18 protein-coding genes are annotated in these 18719 nt (G+C 71.7%); 9 read left to right on the top strand and 9 right to left on the bottom strand.

Going from position 1 to position 18719, the window contains the following annotated elements; genetic code table 11:
- Positions 1 to 125: 125 nt before the first annotated feature.
- Genes ACIHFB_RS43535 through ACIHFB_RS43520 form a run of 4 tightly spaced genes read left to right on the top strand, consistent with a single transcriptional unit; the run spans position 126 to position 3447 of the window.
- Positions 126 to 986, top strand: a complete 861-nt coding sequence (locus ACIHFB_RS43535; RefSeq protein ID WP_365287611.1) for an NAD(P)H-binding protein — start codon at positions 126 to 128, stop codon at positions 984 to 986.
- Positions 983 to 2020 (top strand): alcohol dehydrogenase catalytic domain-containing protein, encoded by a 1038-nt coding sequence (locus tag ACIHFB_RS43530; RefSeq protein WP_400129759.1) that lies wholly within the window; start codon positions 983 to 985, stop codon positions 2018 to 2020. The genes ACIHFB_RS43535 and ACIHFB_RS43530 overlap by 4 nt, the downstream gene beginning before the upstream one ends.
- 39 nt (positions 2021 to 2059) lie before the next feature.
- Entirely contained in the window at positions 2060 to 2503 is a 444-nt protein-coding gene (locus ACIHFB_RS43525) for an ester cyclase (protein ID WP_400129758.1), read from the top strand.
- On the top strand, positions 2500 to 3447 hold the full coding sequence (locus ACIHFB_RS43520) for an MBL fold metallo-hydrolase (RefSeq protein ID WP_400129757.1): 948 nt from the start codon (positions 2500 to 2502) through the stop codon (positions 3445 to 3447). The genes ACIHFB_RS43525 and ACIHFB_RS43520 overlap by 4 nt, the downstream gene beginning before the upstream one ends.
- A 68-nt stretch (positions 3448 to 3515) precedes the next feature.
- Here ACIHFB_RS43520 and ACIHFB_RS43515 read toward each other — a convergent pair whose 3' ends face one another.
- From ACIHFB_RS43515 to ACIHFB_RS43505, 3 genes are read right to left on the bottom strand one after another with little or no spacing between them, the layout of a single operon-like run.
- Positions 3516 to 4394, bottom strand: a complete 879-nt coding sequence (locus ACIHFB_RS43515) for an NmrA/HSCARG family protein (RefSeq protein WP_400129756.1) — start codon at positions 4392 to 4394, stop codon at positions 3516 to 3518.
- A gap of 26 nt (positions 4395 to 4420) precedes the next feature.
- Positions 4421 to 5293 carry an SDR family oxidoreductase gene (locus tag ACIHFB_RS43510; RefSeq protein ID WP_400129755.1) on the bottom strand — a complete coding sequence of 291 codons (873 nt, stop codon included), beginning with the start codon at positions 5291 to 5293 and terminating at the stop codon, positions 4421 to 4423.
- Complete coding sequence (locus ACIHFB_RS43505; RefSeq protein ID WP_210589320.1) at positions 5263 to 5697, bottom strand: ester cyclase; 435 nt, start codon at positions 5695 to 5697, stop codon at positions 5263 to 5265. The genes ACIHFB_RS43510 and ACIHFB_RS43505 overlap by 31 nt, the downstream gene beginning before the upstream one ends.
- Positions 5698 to 5842: 145 nt before the next feature.
- Here ACIHFB_RS43505 and ACIHFB_RS43500 point away from each other — a divergent pair, with 145 nt between their 5' ends.
- The gene (locus ACIHFB_RS43500; RefSeq protein WP_400129753.1) at positions 5843 to 6724 is read left to right on the top strand and encodes a class I SAM-dependent methyltransferase; all 882 of its coding nucleotides are present in this window, start codon (positions 5843 to 5845) and stop codon (positions 6722 to 6724) included.
- A 103-nt stretch (positions 6725 to 6827) separates the two neighbouring features.
- On the opposite strand, the gene ACIHFB_RS43495 is transcribed toward ACIHFB_RS43500, so the two are convergent.
- The 3 genes from ACIHFB_RS43495 to ACIHFB_RS43485 all read right to left on the bottom strand — a co-directional run bounded on the left by ACIHFB_RS43495 (position 6828) and on the right by ACIHFB_RS43485 (position 9298).
- Positions 6828 to 7586, bottom strand: a complete 759-nt coding sequence (locus ACIHFB_RS43495) for an SDR family NAD(P)-dependent oxidoreductase (RefSeq protein ID WP_400129751.1) — start codon at positions 7584 to 7586, stop codon at positions 6828 to 6830.
- Positions 7583 to 8659: a serine hydrolase domain-containing protein gene (locus ACIHFB_RS43490; RefSeq protein ID WP_400129749.1), complete on the bottom strand. Its 1077-nt coding sequence runs from the start codon at positions 8657 to 8659 to the stop codon at positions 7583 to 7585. Before ACIHFB_RS43490 ends, ACIHFB_RS43495 begins: the two co-directional genes overlap by 4 nt.
- A gap of 189 nt (positions 8660 to 8848) precedes the next feature.
- Positions 8849 to 9298 carry a nuclear transport factor 2 family protein gene (locus tag ACIHFB_RS43485; RefSeq protein WP_400129748.1) on the bottom strand — a complete coding sequence of 150 codons (450 nt, stop codon included), beginning with the start codon at positions 9296 to 9298 and terminating at the stop codon, positions 8849 to 8851.
- Between the two features lie 174 nt (positions 9299 to 9472).
- On the opposite strand from ACIHFB_RS43485, the gene ACIHFB_RS43480 reads away from it, so the two are divergent.
- The 4 genes from ACIHFB_RS43480 to ACIHFB_RS43465 are packed head-to-tail and all read left to right on the top strand — an operon-like array spanning position 9473 to position 14429.
- Complete coding sequence (locus ACIHFB_RS43480) at positions 9473 to 10258, top strand: SDR family NAD(P)-dependent oxidoreductase (protein ID WP_400129747.1); 786 nt, start codon at positions 9473 to 9475, stop codon at positions 10256 to 10258.
- 50 nt (positions 10259 to 10308) lie between these two features.
- Positions 10309 to 11265 carry an aromatase/cyclase gene (locus ACIHFB_RS43475; RefSeq protein WP_365287633.1) on the top strand — a complete coding sequence of 319 codons (957 nt, stop codon included), beginning with the start codon at positions 10309 to 10311 and terminating at the stop codon, positions 11263 to 11265.
- A gap of 57 nt (positions 11266 to 11322) precedes the next feature.
- Complete coding sequence (gene ccrA / locus ACIHFB_RS43470) at positions 11323 to 12675, top strand: crotonyl-CoA carboxylase/reductase (RefSeq protein ID WP_365287635.1); 1353 nt, start codon at positions 11323 to 11325, stop codon at positions 12673 to 12675.
- Positions 12672 to 14429 (top strand): 3-hydroxyacyl-CoA dehydrogenase family protein, encoded by a 1758-nt coding sequence (locus ACIHFB_RS43465; RefSeq protein WP_400129746.1) that lies wholly within the window; start codon positions 12672 to 12674, stop codon positions 14427 to 14429. Before ccrA ends, ACIHFB_RS43465 begins: the two co-directional genes overlap by 4 nt.
- Before the next feature lie 384 nt (positions 14430 to 14813).
- On the opposite strand, the gene ACIHFB_RS43460 is transcribed toward ACIHFB_RS43465, so the two are convergent.
- The 3 genes from ACIHFB_RS43460 to ACIHFB_RS43450 are packed head-to-tail and all read right to left on the bottom strand — an operon-like array spanning position 14814 to position 18640.
- Complete coding sequence (locus ACIHFB_RS43460; protein WP_365287639.1) at positions 14814 to 15617, bottom strand: 4'-phosphopantetheinyl transferase superfamily protein; 804 nt, start codon at positions 15615 to 15617, stop codon at positions 14814 to 14816.
- Positions 15614 to 17809 (bottom strand): polyketide synthase, encoded by a 2196-nt coding sequence (locus tag ACIHFB_RS43455; protein WP_400129745.1) that lies wholly within the window; start codon positions 17807 to 17809, stop codon positions 15614 to 15616. The genes ACIHFB_RS43460 and ACIHFB_RS43455 overlap by 4 nt, the downstream gene beginning before the upstream one ends.
- Positions 17810 to 17824: 15 nt before the next feature.
- Positions 17825 to 18640, bottom strand: a complete 816-nt coding sequence (locus ACIHFB_RS43450) for an acyl carrier protein (RefSeq protein ID WP_365287643.1) — start codon at positions 18638 to 18640, stop codon at positions 17825 to 17827.
- Positions 18641 to 18719 lie beyond the last annotated feature (79 nt).

Raw genomic sequence — 18719 nt, 5'->3', positions numbered from 1 at the left:
GTCCGATGGTCCCTTCTGCTGCTTGAGGCCTGGTGGAGACCGGTCGACCGGCTCTCCGGGCATCCTCCAGCGGCCCGCCGGACGCTGGGCACGACTTGACTGACCGACGAACTCGTGGAGCAGGCGTGACAGTTCTGGTGACAGGTGCAACAGGATCGGTCGGCCGGCATGTGGTCGAGCGGCTCGTGACCGCGGGCGTCCCCGTGCGGGCGCTGACGAGGAACCCGGCCACCGCCGGCCTCCCGGCGGGCGTGGACGTCCGCGAGGGCGACCTCACCAGCCCCGACACGCTGCGCGCGGCGCTGCACGGCGTGGAGCGGCTCTATCTCTTCCCGGTGCCGGAAACCGCCCGTGAGGTCGTCGCCGCCGCGAAGGAGGCCGGGGTACGCCGCATCGTCGTGCTCTCGTCCTCCTCCGTCCTGGACGAGTCCGGCGACAACCACAGCGGCGAGCACCACCGTGCCGTGGAGCGCGCCGTGGAGGAGTCCGGCATCGACTGGACCTTCGTGCGGCCCGACGAGTTCGCCACCAACGTCCTGTGGAAGTGGGGCCACTCGATCCGCGCCGAGGGCGTGGTGCACGCCCCGTACGGCAACGCCCCGCGCGTGCTGATCCACGAGGCGGACGTCGCGGCCGTCGCGGCGACCGCGCTGCTTCAGGACGGGCACACGGGCCGTGCGTACGTCCTCACCGGCCCCGAGGCGATCACCCAGGCCGACCAGGTGCGGGCGATCGCCGGAGCGCTGGGCCGGGACATCGAGTTCGTGGAGATCACTCCCGACGAGGCCCGCGAGCAGATGGGGCAGGTCATGCCCCCGCCGGTGGTGGAGATGGTCCTCGGCTATCTGGCCGACGCCGTCGTCAACCCGCCCGCGGTCCTGGACACCGTGGAGCGCGTCACCGGCGTACCCGCCCGGACCTTCGCCCGGTGGGCCGCCGACCACGCCGCCGACTTCACGCCCGTACCCGAGGAGGCCGCCGTATGAGCGTCGACGCCACCGCCGCGCTCACCGGCGCGCGAGTCACCATGACGGGCAGCGGCGAGCCCGAGCGGCAGCTCGTCGCCGGCCACGAGACGGTCCCGGCCGCGGGCCGCGGCCAGGTCGTGGTGCGGGTCGAGGCGGCGGGCGTGTCCTTCGCCGAGGTCCAGATGCTCCAGCATCTGCACCCCTTCCCGCCGCGCTTCCCCTTCGTGCCCGGCTACGACCTGGTGGGACGGATCACGGAGGTCGGCGAGGGCGTCACGGGCCATCGCGTGGGCGACCGGGTCGCCGCCATGCCCCGCTACGGCGCCTGGCAGGAGTACGTGCAGACCCCGGCCAAGCACCTCGCCCCGGTGCCCGAGGACCTGGACGCCGCCGAGGCCGTCGCACTGGTCGCCAACGGCGTGACCGCCTATCAGATGCTGGACCGGCTGACCGGCCTGTCGCCCGGCGACACCGTGCTGGTGCACGGCGCGAGCGGCGGCGTGGGCACGGTGCTCGCCCGGCTCGCCGTCCACCGCGGGCTGCGCGTCATCGGCACCGCGTCCCCGGCCAAGCACGAGGCCGTCCGCGCGCTGGGCGCCGAGCCCCTCGACTACCGCACCCCCGACCTGCCGTCGGCGGTACGCCGGCTGGCGCCCGGAGGCGTGCAGGCGGTCTTCGACCACATCGGCGGCCGGGGCCTGGACGACAGCTGGGCGATGCTCGCCAGGGGCGGCACGCTGGTGTCCTTCGACTCCTCCGTCGCCGGATACCGGCCGGGACAGTGGTTCCGCCCGCACGTCCCGGCACTGCTGCGCACCGCCCGCCGCTTCCTGGCCCGGCTGCTGCGCCTGACCGGCGGACGCCGGATGACGATGTACTACGTCAAGCCGGGCCCGGACTTCAACGCCGCCCTGGACGCCCTGTACGGACTGCTCGCCGAGGGTGTGCTGAAGCCGGAGATCGCGGGCCGCCACCAGCTGGACGGGGCCGCCGACGCGCTGCGGCAGCTGCTGGAGGGACGTTCCGTCGGCAAGCACGTCCTCCTTCCCTGACCCGCGCGCCGACTCTTCGATCACACAAAGGAATTCACCATGTCCACGACGCTGACCGAGCGTGCCGTCCAGCAGCGCAACAAGCAGATCGCGCTGGACTGTGCCGCCGCCTGGAACCGCTGGGAACTGGACGGCATCATCAAGCACTGGTCCCCGGACATCCGCCACTTCTCCGAGGACCGTCAGGTCGACACCCAGCAGATGATCGGCGCCATGCAGGGCGGCCTCGCGGCCTTCCCCGACCTCCACCTGGACGTCAAGAGCGCCGTCGCGGAGGACGACCGGGTCATCCTGCGGATCACCGTGACGGCGACCCACCTGGGCGAGTTCATGGGCAAGGCCCCGACCGGCAGGAAGGTCACCTGGTTCATGCTGGAGGAGCTGCGCTTCGACGACGCCGGCCGGATCATCGAGCACTACGACGTCTTCAACTACCTGCCGATGCTCAAGGAGCTGGACTTCGTCCCCGCGGACGTGATGTGAGCGCCGACCTGTTCGAGACCGGCCCGCTCGACACCGCACCGAACGAGGTCGAGCTGACCGAGGTCGCCGACGGGGTGTACGCCTTCGTGCAGCCCGACGGCGGCTGGTGTCTGAGCAACGCGGGCCTGGTCGTCGGCGACGGGGGCCGGAGTGTGCTCGTCGACACCGCGGCGACCGAGGCGCGGGCACGCCGGCTGCGCGAGGAGGTGCTGCGGTGTGCGGGCGCACCTCCGCGCACCCTGGTCAACACGCACTTCCACGGCGACCACACCTTCGGCAACCACCTCTTCCCGGAGGCCGCGGTCGTCGCGCACGAGCAGACCCGCTCCGACATGGCGGCGGCGGGCCTGCATCTGACGTCCCTGTGGCCGGACGTGTGCTGGGGCGACATCGAACTCGCGCTGCCCGAGATCACCTACCGCGACGCGCTCACCCTGCACTCGGGCGGGGTGCGGGTGGAGCTGCTGCATCTCGGCCCGGCCTCGCACACCACCAACGACACCGCGGTGTGGCTGCCCGAGCAGCGGGTGCTGTTCACCGGCGACGTGGTGATGTCCGGTGTCACGCCGTTCTGTGTGATGGGCTCGGTCGGCGGTTCGCTGGACGCCCTGGACCGTATGCGCGGCCTGGACCCGCTGGTGGTCGTGCCGGGCCACGGGCCGGTCGGCGGCCCCGAGGTGATCGACGCCAACGAGGCCTACTTCCGCTGGCTGCGGGACCTGGCCCGCGAGGGCGTCGCGGACGGGGCGAGCCCGCTTCAGCTGGCCCGCGCCACCGGCCCCGGCCCCTTCGCGGAACTCCTCGACGCCGAACGGCTGGTGCCGAACCTGCACCGGGCCTACGCGGAGGAGCGCGGAGCCGCACCCGGGGAACGGCTGGACATCCCGGCCCTGTTCCAGGAGATGACGGAATATCACGGCAGGCTGCCGACCTGCCGCGCCTGATCCGCGACGAGTGAGGGGCGCGACCGCTGTGCTGCGGTCGCGCCCCTCACTCGTTCACTCGTCCCGGGTCAGACGTCGATGCCCTTCAGGTACGTCGCGAAGGTGTGCAGCGCCGGGTGCTCGGCACGCAGCGCGGGGATGTCCGCGCGGTACCCGTGCTCCTGGAACCACTCGAACATGAGGGCGATCTCAGGGGCGTTGGGGATGTACGGGTTGGCCGCGACCGCGTCGAGCGGCAGTTCCTCGAAGCGGGCGGGGAGTCCGCTGCGGGCCGTGAACGCCTCGGCGATCTCGGTGGCCGTCAGCTCGTCGCCCGCCAGCTCGACCGCCCGGCCGAGGTACTCCTCCGGGTGGTCGAAGGCCTGCGCGGCGAAGTACCCGATGTCGTCCACGGCGATGAACTGCACCCGCGTGTCCGGCTTCAGCGCCAGCTGCACCACCAGGGTCCCGTCGACGTTCTGCGGGCCGTGCGCGGCGAAGTTGTCCATGAAGAACGACGGACGCAGCACCGTCGCGGGAACACCCAGCTCCTCCAGGTACCGCTCGATGTGCCGCTTGGAGTCGAAGTGCGGGACGCCGCTGTGCCGTTCGGCGCCGCCCACCGAGCTGTACACCACGTGCGCGACACCGGCGGCTTTGGCCGCCCGCGCCACCGCCCTGCCCTGCCGGACCTCGCCGCCCAGGCCCTTCGGCGTCATGAAGGTCTGCACGGAGAACACTCCGTGCACGCCCTCCATGGCCGCACGCAGCGAGGCCTCGTCGTCCAGGTCGCCGGTGACCAGCCGCACGCCGAGCCCGGCGAGCGCGCGGGCCGCGTCGGAGTCCGGGTTGCGCACCAGCGCCGCCGTGTCCCGGCCGCGCCGCACCAGTTCGCGCGCGGTCGCACCGCCCTGGAGGCCGGTGGCCCCGGTCACCAGGATCGTGCCGTTCGCCTCGGTCGTCGTCATGTCGTACGCCTCTCTGAAGCTCTTCGTCAGCCGAACAGCGCGGCGTTGGCCACCGCCCAGGCACGGTAGGGACGGGGGTCGCGGCCGGTCAGGTCCCGCACGGCCGTCGTGGACGTGGCCCACGGGACCTCGGGGCTGTGCAGTGCGGCCACGTTGGTCACCGCCGCCGCCCGGTCACCGGTGATACCCGCGAAGACCTCCACGACCTCCTCCTGGGGGGCGACGGAGAAGCTGAGGTCCCGGCCCAGGACGTCGCCCAGGATGCGGGTCTGCTCCTCGGAGGTGAGGACCTCGCCGCCGGTCAGGACGTAGGCCTTGCCGCGGTGGCCGTCCTGGGTGAGCGCGGCGACGGCGGCGGAGGCGATGTCGTACTCGTCGATCGGCGCACCGGGGTTGTTGCCGATCCAGCAGCGCACCGAGGAGCTCTCGCCGACGGTCCTGGTCCACCACGAGGTGTTGGCGTGGAAGGGGCCGGGGCGCAGGAAGGTGGTGGCGGCGCCGGAAGCGGTGATCTCCTGCTCCGCCGCCCGGTGTTCCTCGGCGATGCCGTGCGGCAGCGGGTGCAGCACGCTCGCCGAGGACAGGAACACGAGGTGCTCGACGTCGGCGGCCCGGGCGGCCTCGGCGATGTTGCGGGCCTCCCCCGCCACATCGCCGGAGAGCACCACCAGCGCCGCGGTGACACCCGTGAACGCGGCGGCCAGGGAGGCGGGGTCGGCGGGGCTGCCGGCCACGACGTCGACGCCCTCGGGCAGTCCGGCCTCCTCGGGCTTGCGGCTGAGCGCCCGCACCTTGCGGCCCAGTGCGGTGAGTTGGCCGACGGCCTCGCGGCCGACCTTGCCCGTCGCTCCGGTGACGAGGATCATCGTCAGGCCCTCCAGCCCTGCGGCTCCGGCCACGGCGAGCCGAGCTGACGGTAGGTGCCCTGGTAGTCCGGCCAGTCCCGGTGGTCACGGATCTTGCCGTCGACGAAGCGGATGAGGTGGATCTGCTCACCGGAGAACCTGCGGCCGGTCGGTGCCATGCCGACGAGGTCCCCGATGTGACGGCCGTACAGGACGAGGTTGGCGCGCACCCAGTCGCCGCGCTCCTCCAGCAGCACCTCCTCCAGGTGCGCCTCCTCGGAGAACGTCATACGCAGCCACTTGACGGCCATCGCGAAGGAATCCGGACCGCGCAGGTCCATGTGTTCCATCGTCGCCGGGTTCAGATAATCCGGGTGAATGTATTCCGCGACGTCCCCGGTATCACCGGTGTTATAGGCCTCGATCATGCGGCGCACCGCGGTTATCTGACTGCTCATCGAATTCCTTCCACGGTCGCCTCCAAGGGCGTCGGCTCCTGGCCGCAATTGTGGGCGGGGCCGTCCGGCGCGGGCAAGGGAAGAATTCCCGACTCCCTTTGTTTTCCAGTCATCCTCCAGTTGCGCACGGGGCCTCAGGCCCAGCATGGGCGACATGGTCACGGACACGGACACGGCAACGTACAAAACGAAAGTCACCGCCGCCTTCAACGGTGCCGCGGCGACCTATGACCGGCTGGGCGTGGAATTCTTCACGCCGATGGGCGCGCGGCTGGTGGACATCGCCGGGCCGCGGCCCGGTCAGCGGCTCCTCGACGTCGGCTGCGGCCTGGGCGCCACCCTGCTGCCGGCGGCGCGGCTGGTGGGGTCCGAGGGCAGCGCGCTCGGCATCGACATCGCCGAGGCCATGATCGAGGAGGCCGGCCGTGAGGCGGCACGGCAGGGCATCGGCAACGTCGACCTTCAGGTGATGGACGGCGAGCACCCGGATCTGCCCGCCCGCTCCTTCGACCTGGTCCTCGGCAGCTACAGCGTGATCTTCCTGCCGGACGCCCGTGCCGCGCTCGCCCGCTATGCGGGACTGCTGCGCGACGGCGGCCGGATCGCCTTCACCAGCCCGGTGTTCACCCGGGACACCTTCCCGTTCCTGCCGCCGCTGTTCACCGACCTGATCCCGATGTCCCTGCTGCGCCACCTGCCGCCGGCCTGGCACCCCGAGCAGCTCCACCGGCAGCTGCACTCCTGGCTGGAGGACCCCGCGGACCTGACGACCGCTCTGCACACGGCCGGCTTCGGCCAGGTGGAGATCACCGACGAGACGGTGGACATGACGGCGCGCTCCGGCGAGGCCTGGGTCGAGTGGTCCCACACCCAGGGCATGCGCCTGTTGTGGCAACACCTCCCCGCCGACGAGGCCGCCACCCTCCGCACCCGCCTCACCACAGCCCTCAACGCCCTGCGCGGCACGGACAACCTGATCCACATCGACGTCCCGGTCCGCTACGTCACGGCCACGGTGTCCCGCTGACCACCCCGCTCATGGGTGAGGCTCCCCGCCTGGCGGGGAGCCTCACCCATGTCACTGGGACTTCACCCATGTCACTGCCGACCAGGACCCATGTCACTGCCGATCACGTCACGGACAGCGCGCCGTCCACCGCCAGGACCGTGCCGTTGGCGTAGGCGGCCTCCGGTCGGGTCAGTTGGACGATCCACCAGGCGATGTCCTCGGGCCGGCCGACGCGGCCCGCCGGGATCCGCTCCGCCATCTGCGCGAGGAACGCCTCGTACGCCTCGGCCGGCATGCCCGCCCGTACCCCGACGCCGGTGTCGACGACGCCGGGCGCGATGCCCACCGAGCGGATGCCGCGCGGCGCGAGCTCCACGGCCCAGGTGCGGGTGAGGAAGTCGAGGGCCACCTTGGCCATGCCGTACACGGAGTTCTCCGGCCAGGCCCGGCGGCCCAGCGAGCCCGCGGAGCTGACGTTCACGACGACGCCCTTGCTCTCCTCGAGGGCGTCCAGTGCGCGCTGGGTCAGGAACACCGGGGCCATCAGGTTCGTGCCCAGCTGGGCCCGTACCGATTCCCTCTCCAGACCGTCCAGGGCGGCGAATCCGGTGACGGCGGCATTGTTCACCAGCACATCGATACGGCCGAATTCCTTCAGCGCGGTCTCGACGACCACGTCCGGCGCATCCGGTTCGTGAATGTCCTTGGAAAGGACGCGAATTCTGTCCTGGTAACCGTCCGCCGTTTCCTTCAGCGTCGATTCACTCCGGCCGACGACGAGAACGTGCGCACCGTCGTCGGCGAATGCACGCGCCGTCGCCGCACCTATTCCCGTACCGCCACCGGTGACGATGACGGCTTTCGACGTCCCGGTGCTCATGAGCACAGCGCGATGTTGACACCGCGGATGACGGCCTGCTCGGCCTCCGGCCCGAAGTCCTTGTCGCCGATCGTGAACGACAGCTGCACGCGCGCGCCGAGATCACGGGTGGTGGCCGCGAAGGTGGCGTAGCCGGGGATGCCGGCGCCGTGGCCCCACAGGTCGAGGTCGTCGTCGTTCTCGAGCTTCATGATGCCGAGGCCGTAGCCGACGCCCATCGGCAGGTTCTCGATCATCTCGGGCGGCAGCGGGGTCGTCATCTCGGTGAACTCCGGCTCCTTCAGGAGCTTTCCGCTGAACAGCGCGGTGAAGAACCGGTCCAGGTCGGCGGTGGTGGAGATGATCTCGCCCGCGCAGCCGGCCTCGGAGGGGTTCATCAGCGTCACGTCGACGGGCTTGCCGCCGATGTCCATGTAGCCGCGGGCGTGCGGCTCGGGGATGTTCGGGTCGTCGCCCGGCAGCACGGTCTCCGTCAGCTGAAGCGGCTCCAGGACCCGCTCGGTGATCTCCTCGCGGTACGAGCGGCCGGTGACCTTGTCGATGAGCAGCCCGATGATGAAGTAGTTCGTGTTGCAGTACGCGAACTTGGTGCCGGGCTCGAACTCCAGCGGCTTGGCGGCCGCGATGGCGATGAGGTCCTGGGGCTCGTAGTGCTTGTAGCGGTCGCGCAGGAAGCGGTCGCCCGGCTTCTGGAACGAGTCCATGTAGTTGTACAGGCCGCTGGTGTGCTGGAGCAGATTACGGATGGCGATCTTCTCGCCGTAGGGCAGCAGGCCCGGGAGGTAGCTCTCGACCGTGCGGTCGAGGTCTATCTTGCCCTCGGCGACCAGCTGGAGCACCACGACGGCCACGAACGGCTTGGTGATGCAGGAGATGCGGAAGCGGCCGTCCGCGGGGACGGGCCGGTCGGTGCCCAGTTCCGCGATGCCGGAGGTCACCACGAAGGTCTCCGCCCCGCGGGCGACCCGGAACTGAACGCCTGCTGCTCCTGCCGCGACGAGCCGGTCAGCGGCGCCCTGGACGGCCTGCTCAAGGGCCGAGGCCTCCGGCCGGGCAATCGTCGTCTGCGTCATGTCGGCAAACCCCCATCGGGTGGTAGTCGGTTGTCAGAGCCTGTGTCTGAACCACGGCCGCGCCCGGCCGGGGTTCAGACACAGGCTCTTCGGCGGTGCGCGGCTCTTGCGGCGGTGACGCACCCGTACGGCTGTGCCGAGGCTGACCCGGCGGGGTGGAGAGGTGGCCGGGTACCGGTGGAGCCCCGCTCAGGCGAGGTCGTCGCGGGTCACCCGGCGGGCGGAGACCCGCAGTCGACCGTTCTCGCGCAGCAGGACGTCCTCGCACACGCACACGCGGTGCACCCGCGACTCGCCGCCGATCTGCGAGGCGTACACGATCGCGTAGGAGCGGACGTCGAGCCCGCCGTCCGGCCGCGGGCGGACGTCGAGCATGCCGAGGAAGTGACGGTGGCGCTGCCCGGCGGCGGCGAGCTCGGCCGCGGACCGGCGGGTGGCCGCGACGAGGCCGGCGTGGCCGCGGACCGGCTCGGGCAGGGTCGGCACGTCGAACGTCGCGTCCTCGGTGAAGGTCTGCGCCCACTGCTCGGCCTCGCCGAGGTCGAGGAGCTGCATCTGGTGGGCGTAGAACTGCTGGGCCTCCGCGTGCAGCGCGGCGGACCAGGCGGGGGTCCCGGCACGCTCGGGTGCGATCGTCATGGCGTCTCCGTTCGGTCGATTCGGCCGCCGGTCAGCCTGCACGCGCCTTCTCGCACCCGGTTGGAAGATCCCTCAAGCCCCGCCCTCACCGGTCCGGTTGAGGGAATTTCCGCCCTACCTCAAGGGGCACGGGACACGGTCGTGAGTCACCACGGCGTTTCTGGAAGGACACCGATGACGACAACGACGAAGCCCTCCGCGCTGATCACGGGCGGGACGAGCGGGATCGGCCTGGCCGCCGCCCGGGAGCTGGGACGCCTCGGCCACCCGGTCTTCGTGTGCGCCAGGGACGGGCAGAAGGTCAAGCAGACGGTCGAGGACCTGCGCGGTGAGGGCCTGACCGTCGACGGCGTCGCGGCCGACGTGCGCTCGCGCGAGTCGGTGACCGCCCTGGTCGCGGCCGCGGTCGAGGCGTTCGGGCCGATCGGCGTGCTGGTCAACAACGCGGGCCGCAGCGGCGGCGGGGTGACCGCCGACATCGCCGACGACCTCTGGTACGACGTCATCGACACCAACCTCAACAGCGTCTTCCTGGTCACCCGCGAGGTCCTCAAGAAGGGCGGCCTGTCCGGCGCGGCGTACGGGCGGATCATCAACATCGCGTCCACCGCCGGCAAGCAGGGTGTCCTGCTGGGCGCCCCCTACAGCGCCTCCAAGCACGGCGTCGTCGGCTTCACCAAGGCGCTGGGCCGTGAACTGGCCCCCAGCGGCGTCACCGTCAACGCCGTCTGCCCCGGCTATGTCGAGACCCCCATGGCCCAGCGTGTGCGCCAGGGCTACGCCGCCGCCTGGGACACCACCGAGGACCAGGTCCAGGAGCAGTTCGAGGCGAAGATCCCCCTCGGCCGCTACTCCACCCCCGAGGAGGTCGCCGCCCTGGTCGGCTACCTGGCCTCCGAACCCGCCGCGTCCATCACCGCCCAGGCGCTCAACGTCTGCGGCGGACTCGGCAACTTCTGACCCCCCACCGGCATCCGCGGACTGAGGCACAGAGAGAAGAGGTAGTGAAGGTGTCGGTTGAACAGGTGCACCGCACCACGCACGACGTGGAGATCGCCGCGCCCGCGACGGTCGTGTACGGGCTGATCTCGGACGCGGTGCGATGGCCGCTGTTCTTCCCGCCGAACGTGCACGTGGAACAGCTGGAGTCCGACGGCACGGACGAGCGGCTGCGGATGTGGGCTACCGCCAACGGCACGGTCAAGTCGTGGACTTCGCACCGCCGGCTGGACTCGGCCGGACGCCGTATCGACTTCCGCCAGGAGGTGCCGGCCGCCCCGCTCACGGGGATGGGCGGCAGCTGGATCGTCGAGGAGCGGGGCGAGGCCGCGTCCCGGCTGGTCCTGCTGCACGACTTCACGGTGGGCGGGGACCGTCCCGAGGACGTCGCGTGGGTCGAGCGGGCCACGGACACCAACAGCCGTGCGGAGCTGGGCCGGGTCAAGGACCTCGCGGAGCGCCGGCCGCGGCTGGACGCCCTGCTGCTCTCCTTCGAGGACAGCGTGCGCGTCGAGGGCCCGGCCGAACCGGTCTACGACTTCCTCTACCGGGTCGGCGACTGGCCCCGGCTGGTCCCGCACGTCGACCGCCTGGACCTGACCGAGGACACCCCCGGAGTGCAGGTCATGGCCATGGACACACGCACCGCCGACGGCTCGGTGCACACCACCGAGTCCATCCGGGTCTGCTTCCCCGACGCCGGCCGCATCGTCTACAAGCAGACGGCCACGCCCGCCCTGATGGACGCCCACACCGGTGCCTGGTCCGTCGTACCGGACGAGACCGGTGTGACCGTCACCTCCCGGCACGACGTGGTCCTGCGCGAGGAGGCCGTCACGCGGGTGCTCGGCGCGGACGCCACCGTCGAGCAGGCCCGCCGCTACGTCCGCGAGGCCCTCGGCCGCAACTCCACCGCCACCCTCAACCTCGCCAAGCAGCACGCGGAATCGGCCCTCGCAACCCGGTGACGGGACACTCCGAGGCTCTTCGCCGTCCTCGTATCTCAAGGGAATCAGGGAACTCACATGGATGAGATCGTCAGCGCTGTTCTCTCCGAGGACGCGTCACCGCAGGACTTCGCGGGACTGCGGCTTCCGGAGTCCTACCTCGGCGCGGTACTGCGCGAGGAGGACGTCTCGATGTTCGAGGGCATGGCCTCGGCGGACAAGGACCCGCGCAAGTCACTGCAGGTGCGGGACGTGCCGGTGCCGCAGCCCGCGGCGGGTGAGGCGCTGGTGGCGGTGCTGGCCTCGTCGGTGAACTACAACACCGTCTGGTCGGCCATCTTCGAACCGCTGCCCACCTTCTCCTTCCTGAAGCGGTACGCCCCGCTGTCACCGGCGTCGGCCCGCCACGACCTGCCGTACCACGTGATCGGCTCCGACCTGGCCGGGGTGGTGCTGCGCACCGGTCCCGGCGTGAACCGGTGGCAGCCCGGCGACCGGGTGGTCGCCCACTGTCTGTCGGTGGAGCTGGAGTCGGCCGACGGACACGGCGACACGATGCTCGACCCGGAGCAGCGGATCTGGGGCTTCGAGACCAACTTCGGCGGACTGGCCCAGCTGGCCCTGGTCAAGGCGAACCAGCTGATGCCGAAGCCGGAGCATCTGACCTGGGAGGAGGCGGCGGCTCCCGGCCTCGTCAACTCCACCGCGTACCGGCAGCTGGTCTCCCGCAACGGCGCCGGGATGAAGCAGGGCGACAACGTCCTGATCTGGGGCGCGAGCGGCGGACTCGGCAGCTACGCCACGCAGTTGGCGCTGGCCGGCGGCGCCAACCCGGTCTGCGTGGTCTCGTCGCCGCAGAAGGCGGAGATCTGCCGGGCGATGGGCGCCGAGGCGATCATCGACCGCACCGCCGAGGACTACAGGTTCTGGAAGGACGAGCACCACCAGGACGCGCGTGAGTGGAAGCGGTTCGGCAAGCGGATCCGTGAACTGACCGGCGGCGAGGACGTCGACATCGTCTTCGAGCACCCGGGCCGCGAGACCTTCGGCGCCTCCGTCTACGTCACCCGCAAGGGCGGCACCATCGTCACCTGCGCCTCCACCTCCGGCTTCAAGCACGAGTACGACAACCGCTACCTGTGGATGTCCCTGAAGCGCATCATCGGCTCCCACTTCGCCAACTACCGCGAGGCCTGGGAGGCCAACCGGCTCATCGCGAAGGGCAGGATCCACCCGACGCTCTCCAAGGTCTACCCCCTTCAGGAGACCGGACAGGCCGCCTACGACGTGCACCGCAACCTCCACCAGGGCAAGGTCGGCGTCCTGTGCCTGGCCCCCGAGGAAGGCCTCGGCGTGCGCAATCACGAGCTGCGCGCCAAGCACATCGACGCCATCAACCGCTTCCGTGAAGGGCAGGCGCACACCTCATGACCGAGCGGCCCCCGCACTCCCCCGCGCCCATCACGGGCATCGTCGGCCTCGGCTCGGTCGGCGAGTCACTGCTGCACCTGCTGCTCGCCGCCGGCCACCGAGTGGTCGCCGTCGACACGGATCTCGACGTCCTCGGCCGAGTGGCCCGGCGGATCAAGGCCGTCCACGGCAACGGTCCCGAGCGGGACGCCGTGACCTTCACCTCCGACCACGCCCTGCTGCGAGACGCGTCCGTGGTCGTCGAGGCCGTACCCGACACCCCCGCCGCCAAGGCCTCCGCCCTGCACGGGATCACCGCCGTCTGCCCGCCCGGCACCACCCTGGTGACCACGACGGCGGCGCTGCCCGTCACCCGGCTGGCGCTGTCCACGGCGCGCCCCGACGACCTGGTCGGACTGCGGTTCTTCACCCCGCCCTCCCCCGGCGGCCCCGTCGAGACGGTGCGCCCGGCCCTCGCCTCCCGCGAGAGCACGGCCGCGCTCGACGCCCTCGTGGCCTCGGCCGGTCTCACGCCGGTCGAGGTCGGCGCCCGGCCGGCCGACGACGCCACCGCTCTCGTCCTGGGCCTGCTGAACCGCTCGGTCTGCCTCCTCGACGAGGGCTACGCCGGCCACCACGACATCGACACCGCGATGCGCCTGGGCTGCGGTCTGCCGGCCGGGCCGTTCCAGACCCTGGACCGCATCGGCCTCGACACGGCCCATGCCGCCCTGATGGGGCTGTGGCTGCGCACCGGCGACAGCGCCTTCGAACCCGCGCCGCTGCTCAGCCGGATGGTCGCGGCGCGGCTCCTGGGCCGCAAGTCCGGCTCCGGTTTCTACGCGTACGACGAGACGGGCGCCCAACTCCCGGCCGACGCCGCCGATGCCTCCGACACGGACGCCGTGAGCGTGCGCCGGGTCGGCGTCCTCGGCTCCGGCGCCATGGCGCGGGGCATCGCCGAGGTCACCGCCGCGGCGGGACACCCTACGGTGCTGGTGGCGCGGAGCGCCGAGAAGGCGGACGCCGCCGTGCACGCCGTAGCGGATTCGCTGACGCGTGCGGTGCGGCGGGGCAGGATCACCCCCGAGGCCAAGTCCGCGGCCCTCGGCCGGCTGGAGGGCGCCGCCGACCTCGCGGCCCTGGCCGACTGCGATCTGGTCGTCGAGGCCGTCGCCGAGGAACTCGACGTCAAGCGCCCGCTGTTCCAGTCCCTGGGCCGGATCTGCGCCCCCGGCGCGGTGCTCGCCACCACCACGTCGAGCCTCTCCGTCACGGCCTGCGCCGAGGCCTCCGGCCGCCCCGCCGACGTCGTCGGCATCCACTTCTTCAACCCGGCGCCGGTGATGCGCCTGGTCGAACTGGTCCGCACGGACACGGCGGCGCCCCGCACCCTCGCCACGGCCCGCGCGTTCTGCCAGGGCCTGGGCAAGACCGTGGTCGGGTGCTCCGACCGCACCGGCTTCATCGTCAACAGCCTGCTGTTCCCCTACCTGGGCGCGGCGCTCGCCCTACTGGACCGCCAGGGCGCGGAGGACACACTCATGGAGCGCACGGACGCGGCCGTCCAACAGGGCTTCGGCTACCCCATGGGTCCCTTCGCCCTCCTGGACACCATCGGCCTGGACGTCTCCCACGCCATCCAGCAACGCCTGCACGCCCACTTCCAAACCCCGGAGTACGAGCCCTCGGCAGCCCTCACGGACCTGATCACGGCAGGCTACTTGGGCCGCAAGAACGGCAAGGGCCTACGAACGGCGACGAGTTCGCGCTGACCGCGGGACACGCACTCGCCCCCGGACCCCACCGGACCGGCCCAGGATCGCACCCGCAACTTCCGGTTCGGGTTTCCGGAGTGCGAGCCCTCGACAGCCCTCAGGAGCCTGATCCCCGCGGGCTACCTGGGCCGCAGAACGACAAGGGGCTACGAAGGAGTGCGGCGGCACCGCCCGTCCCTCCGGCGGACGCCAACAGCTCGTCGAGCAGCGCCGGTTCGCCGCCTCGCCGCCTCGCCGCACCAGCTCCACCAACGTCCCCAAGGGCGTCAGGCCGCGTGCCTCTCTCGTATCTCTCTACGGAGAGTCTCCTCAGGAACATGGAAGGTTCACTGGTCCCGGAGCTGAGCCGCACTGGAGGCAAGGCCGGTCGGCGGGGGCCGGTCAGTGCGGGGCCGACACTCTCGGCGGCTCGGGCAGGGCCAGCAGCCGGGGCGCGGCCCGCCCCCACGGAAAGCCGTGATGCAGTTGCAGCACAGGCGACGCCTGAGGCTCGGCCAGGACGGCCACGGCGGCCAGTACGTCGGGCACCGGCTCCAACTCCACGAAACGCCAACCTCGTTCGTGGTCGTTCTCCGGCGGCCGGAAACCGATCACTCCGCGGTCCTCGGCCAGGGTGAAGGCGAACGAGTCGAAGGGCAGTCCGAGGCCGAGCCCGCGCGCCTTGGAGTACGCCTCCTTCAGCGTCCACAGCCGCAGCACCCGCCGGTCGCGGGGCCGGCCCGGGGCGGCCTGCGCCACCCAGTTCTGCTCCTCCTCGGCGAAGGTCTCCACGATGGTGTCGAAGCCCTGGTCACCGCGGTCGAGCCGCTCCACGTCCACGCCGATCCGCTGCTTGCGCACCACGCCGAGCAGATTGTGACCCTGTGCGTGGGACAGGTTGAAGTCCAACTCCCGCCCGCCGCGCGGCAGTCCCTCGGGCGGCTTCTGGAGGAACGGCCGCCCGCGCGAGGTGCGCCAGATCACCGCCTCGGCCTCCGGCACCCCGCTCTCGAGCGCGAGGACCCGCCGTACGAGCGCATGGGCGACCAGATACTGGCGCCGGTCGCGCTCGAAGAGGAACCTGCCCGCGATCTCCTGCTCGTGCTCGTCCAGCCAGTGGGCGGCCAGGGTGGCGGCGATGCCCGGGGCGAGCTCTTCATTGGGGCAGAACCAGAGTTTCACCGCCACCGAAGCCGCACTGTTCATCCGGCCTGCTCCTCCACGGGATCCAGCCACAACGGCTGCCGCAAGAACACAGAAGGCGGTGGCACGGCCCCCGGTCCTCCCCCGGTGCCCTCCTCCATGGCGGCCCAGTCGACGTCGACCCCGGACAGCCACAGCTGGGTGAGCTGTTCGAGGCGTCCGCCCCGCCAGAGCGCGGCCAGATAGTCCCGGGTCTCCGGAGCCGCGCCCAGCCCCAGCGGATCGACCGCACCGGCACGCAGGTCGGCACAGCGCAGGCCGCCGCCTCCGGCCCGGGTATCGGCGAACCGCCTCAGCTCTGCGACCAGTTGATTCACATCACCGCCCAGATGGGCGATCCGGCACGGCATCGCGGCACGCCCCACCCGCAGCGCCCGCGCCACATCGGCGAGCACGACCCCACCCATGCCCTTCGCAAGCCAGTCGGCCAGCCGGGAGGCAGTGGCGGCGAGATGACCGGGCGTGGGCGCGGACAACACCACCAACTCATCGCCCCCGCCACCCCCACCCTCCGGCGCACCGACCAACCCCACGAACTCCTCAACCACAGCCCGAGCGACAAGCCCCGCCTCCCCGACCACGTCAACAACGGCCCTACGAGGCACCTCCCGCCCTTGCCCATCCCGCGCCCGCCCCCACGGCACAGCCTCGCCCCCACCCACCGCCGGAGCCAGCACCCCCCGCCCCACCTGAAACACAGCCGCCGTAACCCCCACAACCCCACCAACAGCCCCGACATCCCCAACCAACCGCCGGACCCCATCCCGCACACCCACCGGCCCAACGCCGACGACACCCTGCCGCCCGTTCACGTCCCCCAGCCCTACGACCGAGGCGTCCCCACTGGCGCTCGGCCGCGCAGACACGTCCCGCGTGTCCGTCAGCCCGACGACCGAGGCGTCCCGCCGCCCGGACATGCCGCGGGTCTCCGACAGCCCGCCGCGCGCAGCGTCCCCGCCGGCATCCCGCCGCCGGGACACAGCGTGCGTCTCCCCCAGCCCGACGACCGAGGCGTCCCCATCGGCACTCCGCCCCCCGGACACGGCCTGCGTCTCCCCCAGCCCGACGACCGAGGCGTCCCCATCGGCACTCCGCCCCCCGGACACGGCCTGCGTCTCCCCCAGCCCGACGACCGAGGCGTCCCCACCGGCACTCCACCCCCCGGACACGGCCTGCGTCTCCCCCGACTCGACGGCCGAGGCATCCAGGTCAGCACCACGCCCCCCGAACACCTCGCCGGCACGCCCCGCCACAACAGCGACCCCCGTCCCGCCTCGCCGGGCGGCGAGTGATCCCGCGTTCCCCCGCCGGAATCCGCTCGACGTGTCCCGTACGACCGCGTGCACGCGGTCCCCGTCCGCAAGGGCCCGGTCGAGTCGTTTGAGTACCACCGCCCCGACGCCCTCCCCGGCTCCGTCACGGGCGCGGGAGGAGTGCAGCAGCAGTTCGACGCCGCCGGCGACCGCCGCCGCGCACTCACCGCGCCGCAGGGACTCGACGGCGAGGTGGACGGCCGTGAGGGCCGAACACGCGCCGGTGTCGACGATCTGCCCGGGCCCGCTCAGCCCGAGCAGCGCGGCGAGCCGGCCGGGCAGGCTCCCATGGCCGCTGCCGGGCATCTCCCGGGGCCCACGCGAGGCCCACGACTCGGCGGCCAGCAGTGCGTAGTCGTGGGAGCTCACCCCTACGAAGACGCCGACGGCACGCGGTTCACCGTCCGGACCGGTCAAGGCATCCAGCCGGGGTCCGGCGCAGCCCGCGTCCTCCAGCGCCTCCCAGGCGGTCTCGAGAAACAGCCGTTCCTGAGGATCCATCAGGGCACCTTCACGGGCCGTGAGTCCGAAGAACCCGGCGTCGAACTCCTCGATCCCGTCCAGGAAGTGGCCACGTTGTCCCGGTTCGAGCGGGGATCCCCCGGGGCGCCCCACAGGCCCGTCGCCGGACGTGTCCCGACCGTCGCGCAGCAGCTCCCAGAACGTCTCCGGATCAGGCGCCATCGGATAACGCCCGGCAAGACCGACGACGGCGTACCCGTCGAGCGGCGGCACCACGATGTCCGTGAAAGCCGACGGCTCCGGCTCCGCAACCTCCGCGGGCGCCACCGTCTCCCCCACCCCCCGCGACAGCAACCGCGCCGCTTCCTCGCGCCCCAGCGTCCCCGCCTTGAACCGCGTGAGTATCTCGCGTTCGTCCATGGTGTCCCCGCCTGTTCAGGCGCGCGGCGGCAGCAGACCGAGCGCCTCGTCCACCGACATCCGGTCGTCACGCACCGCGTCGAGAAGAGCTTCGATCCCCATCACCGCGCCGGCCGGAGCCCCGCCCGCCCCCGCAGCACGCTCCGCGGGTTGCGGGGCGTCGGCCACCGGCGTCACGGAGACGACGTACTTGGCCATGGCCTCCAGGCTCGGATGGTCGTACAGCGTGACGGCCCGCTCCCGCAGCCCGTAGACCTGGTTGATCGTCGCCACGAACTCCGCCCCCAGGATGGAGTCCACACCCAGCACGTTGAAGGCGGCCGAGGTCTCGATGTCCCACGGATCGCAGCACAGAATCCGGGCAAGCTCCTCACGCAGCACATCCAGCACCGCTTCCCGCGAAGCCCCGAGAAGCCCGGGAGCACTGGGAGCACTGGGAGCCCCAACGGCCCCGGCAGATGCGGAAGCCCCGGAACCCTGCCCCGGCACGGCCCCCGGTTCCCGCTCCGCCCCACGAGAGCCCGCCCGCTCGAACGGCGCCGCCCCCGGCGTCCCCCGCTCCCGAGCCACATGCCGGGCGAACTCCAGCGGCGTGGGATGGTCGAACAACGCATCGGGCTTGACCGCCGTGCCGTAACGGGCGTTGACGGTGGCGACGAACTCGACGGTCAGCAAGGAGTCCAGTCCCAGCGACCGGAACGTCTGCTCCGCATCGATCTTCTCGGCCTTGAGCCGCAGTACGGCGGCGAGCATGCCGACGAGTTCGGTCATGAGGTCGGCGGACGGCACGGCGGACGCCGCGCTCGGAGATGCCTGGCTGTCTTGAGGCATGGCTTGACTCCAAAGATCCGTCCCGGCTGCCCGACGACGGAGGTATCGAAGATGCGTCTGTTCCAGTTGGGTCGGCGCT

It is taken from the genome of Streptomyces sp. NPDC051963, assembly GCF_044593495.1.
In the GTDB taxonomy this organism is placed as follows: Bacteria; Actinomycetota; Actinomycetes; order Streptomycetales; family Streptomycetaceae; genus Streptomyces.
Note: the sequence above shows the minus strand (reverse complement) of the source record. Positions and strands in the feature narration are given on the sequence as shown.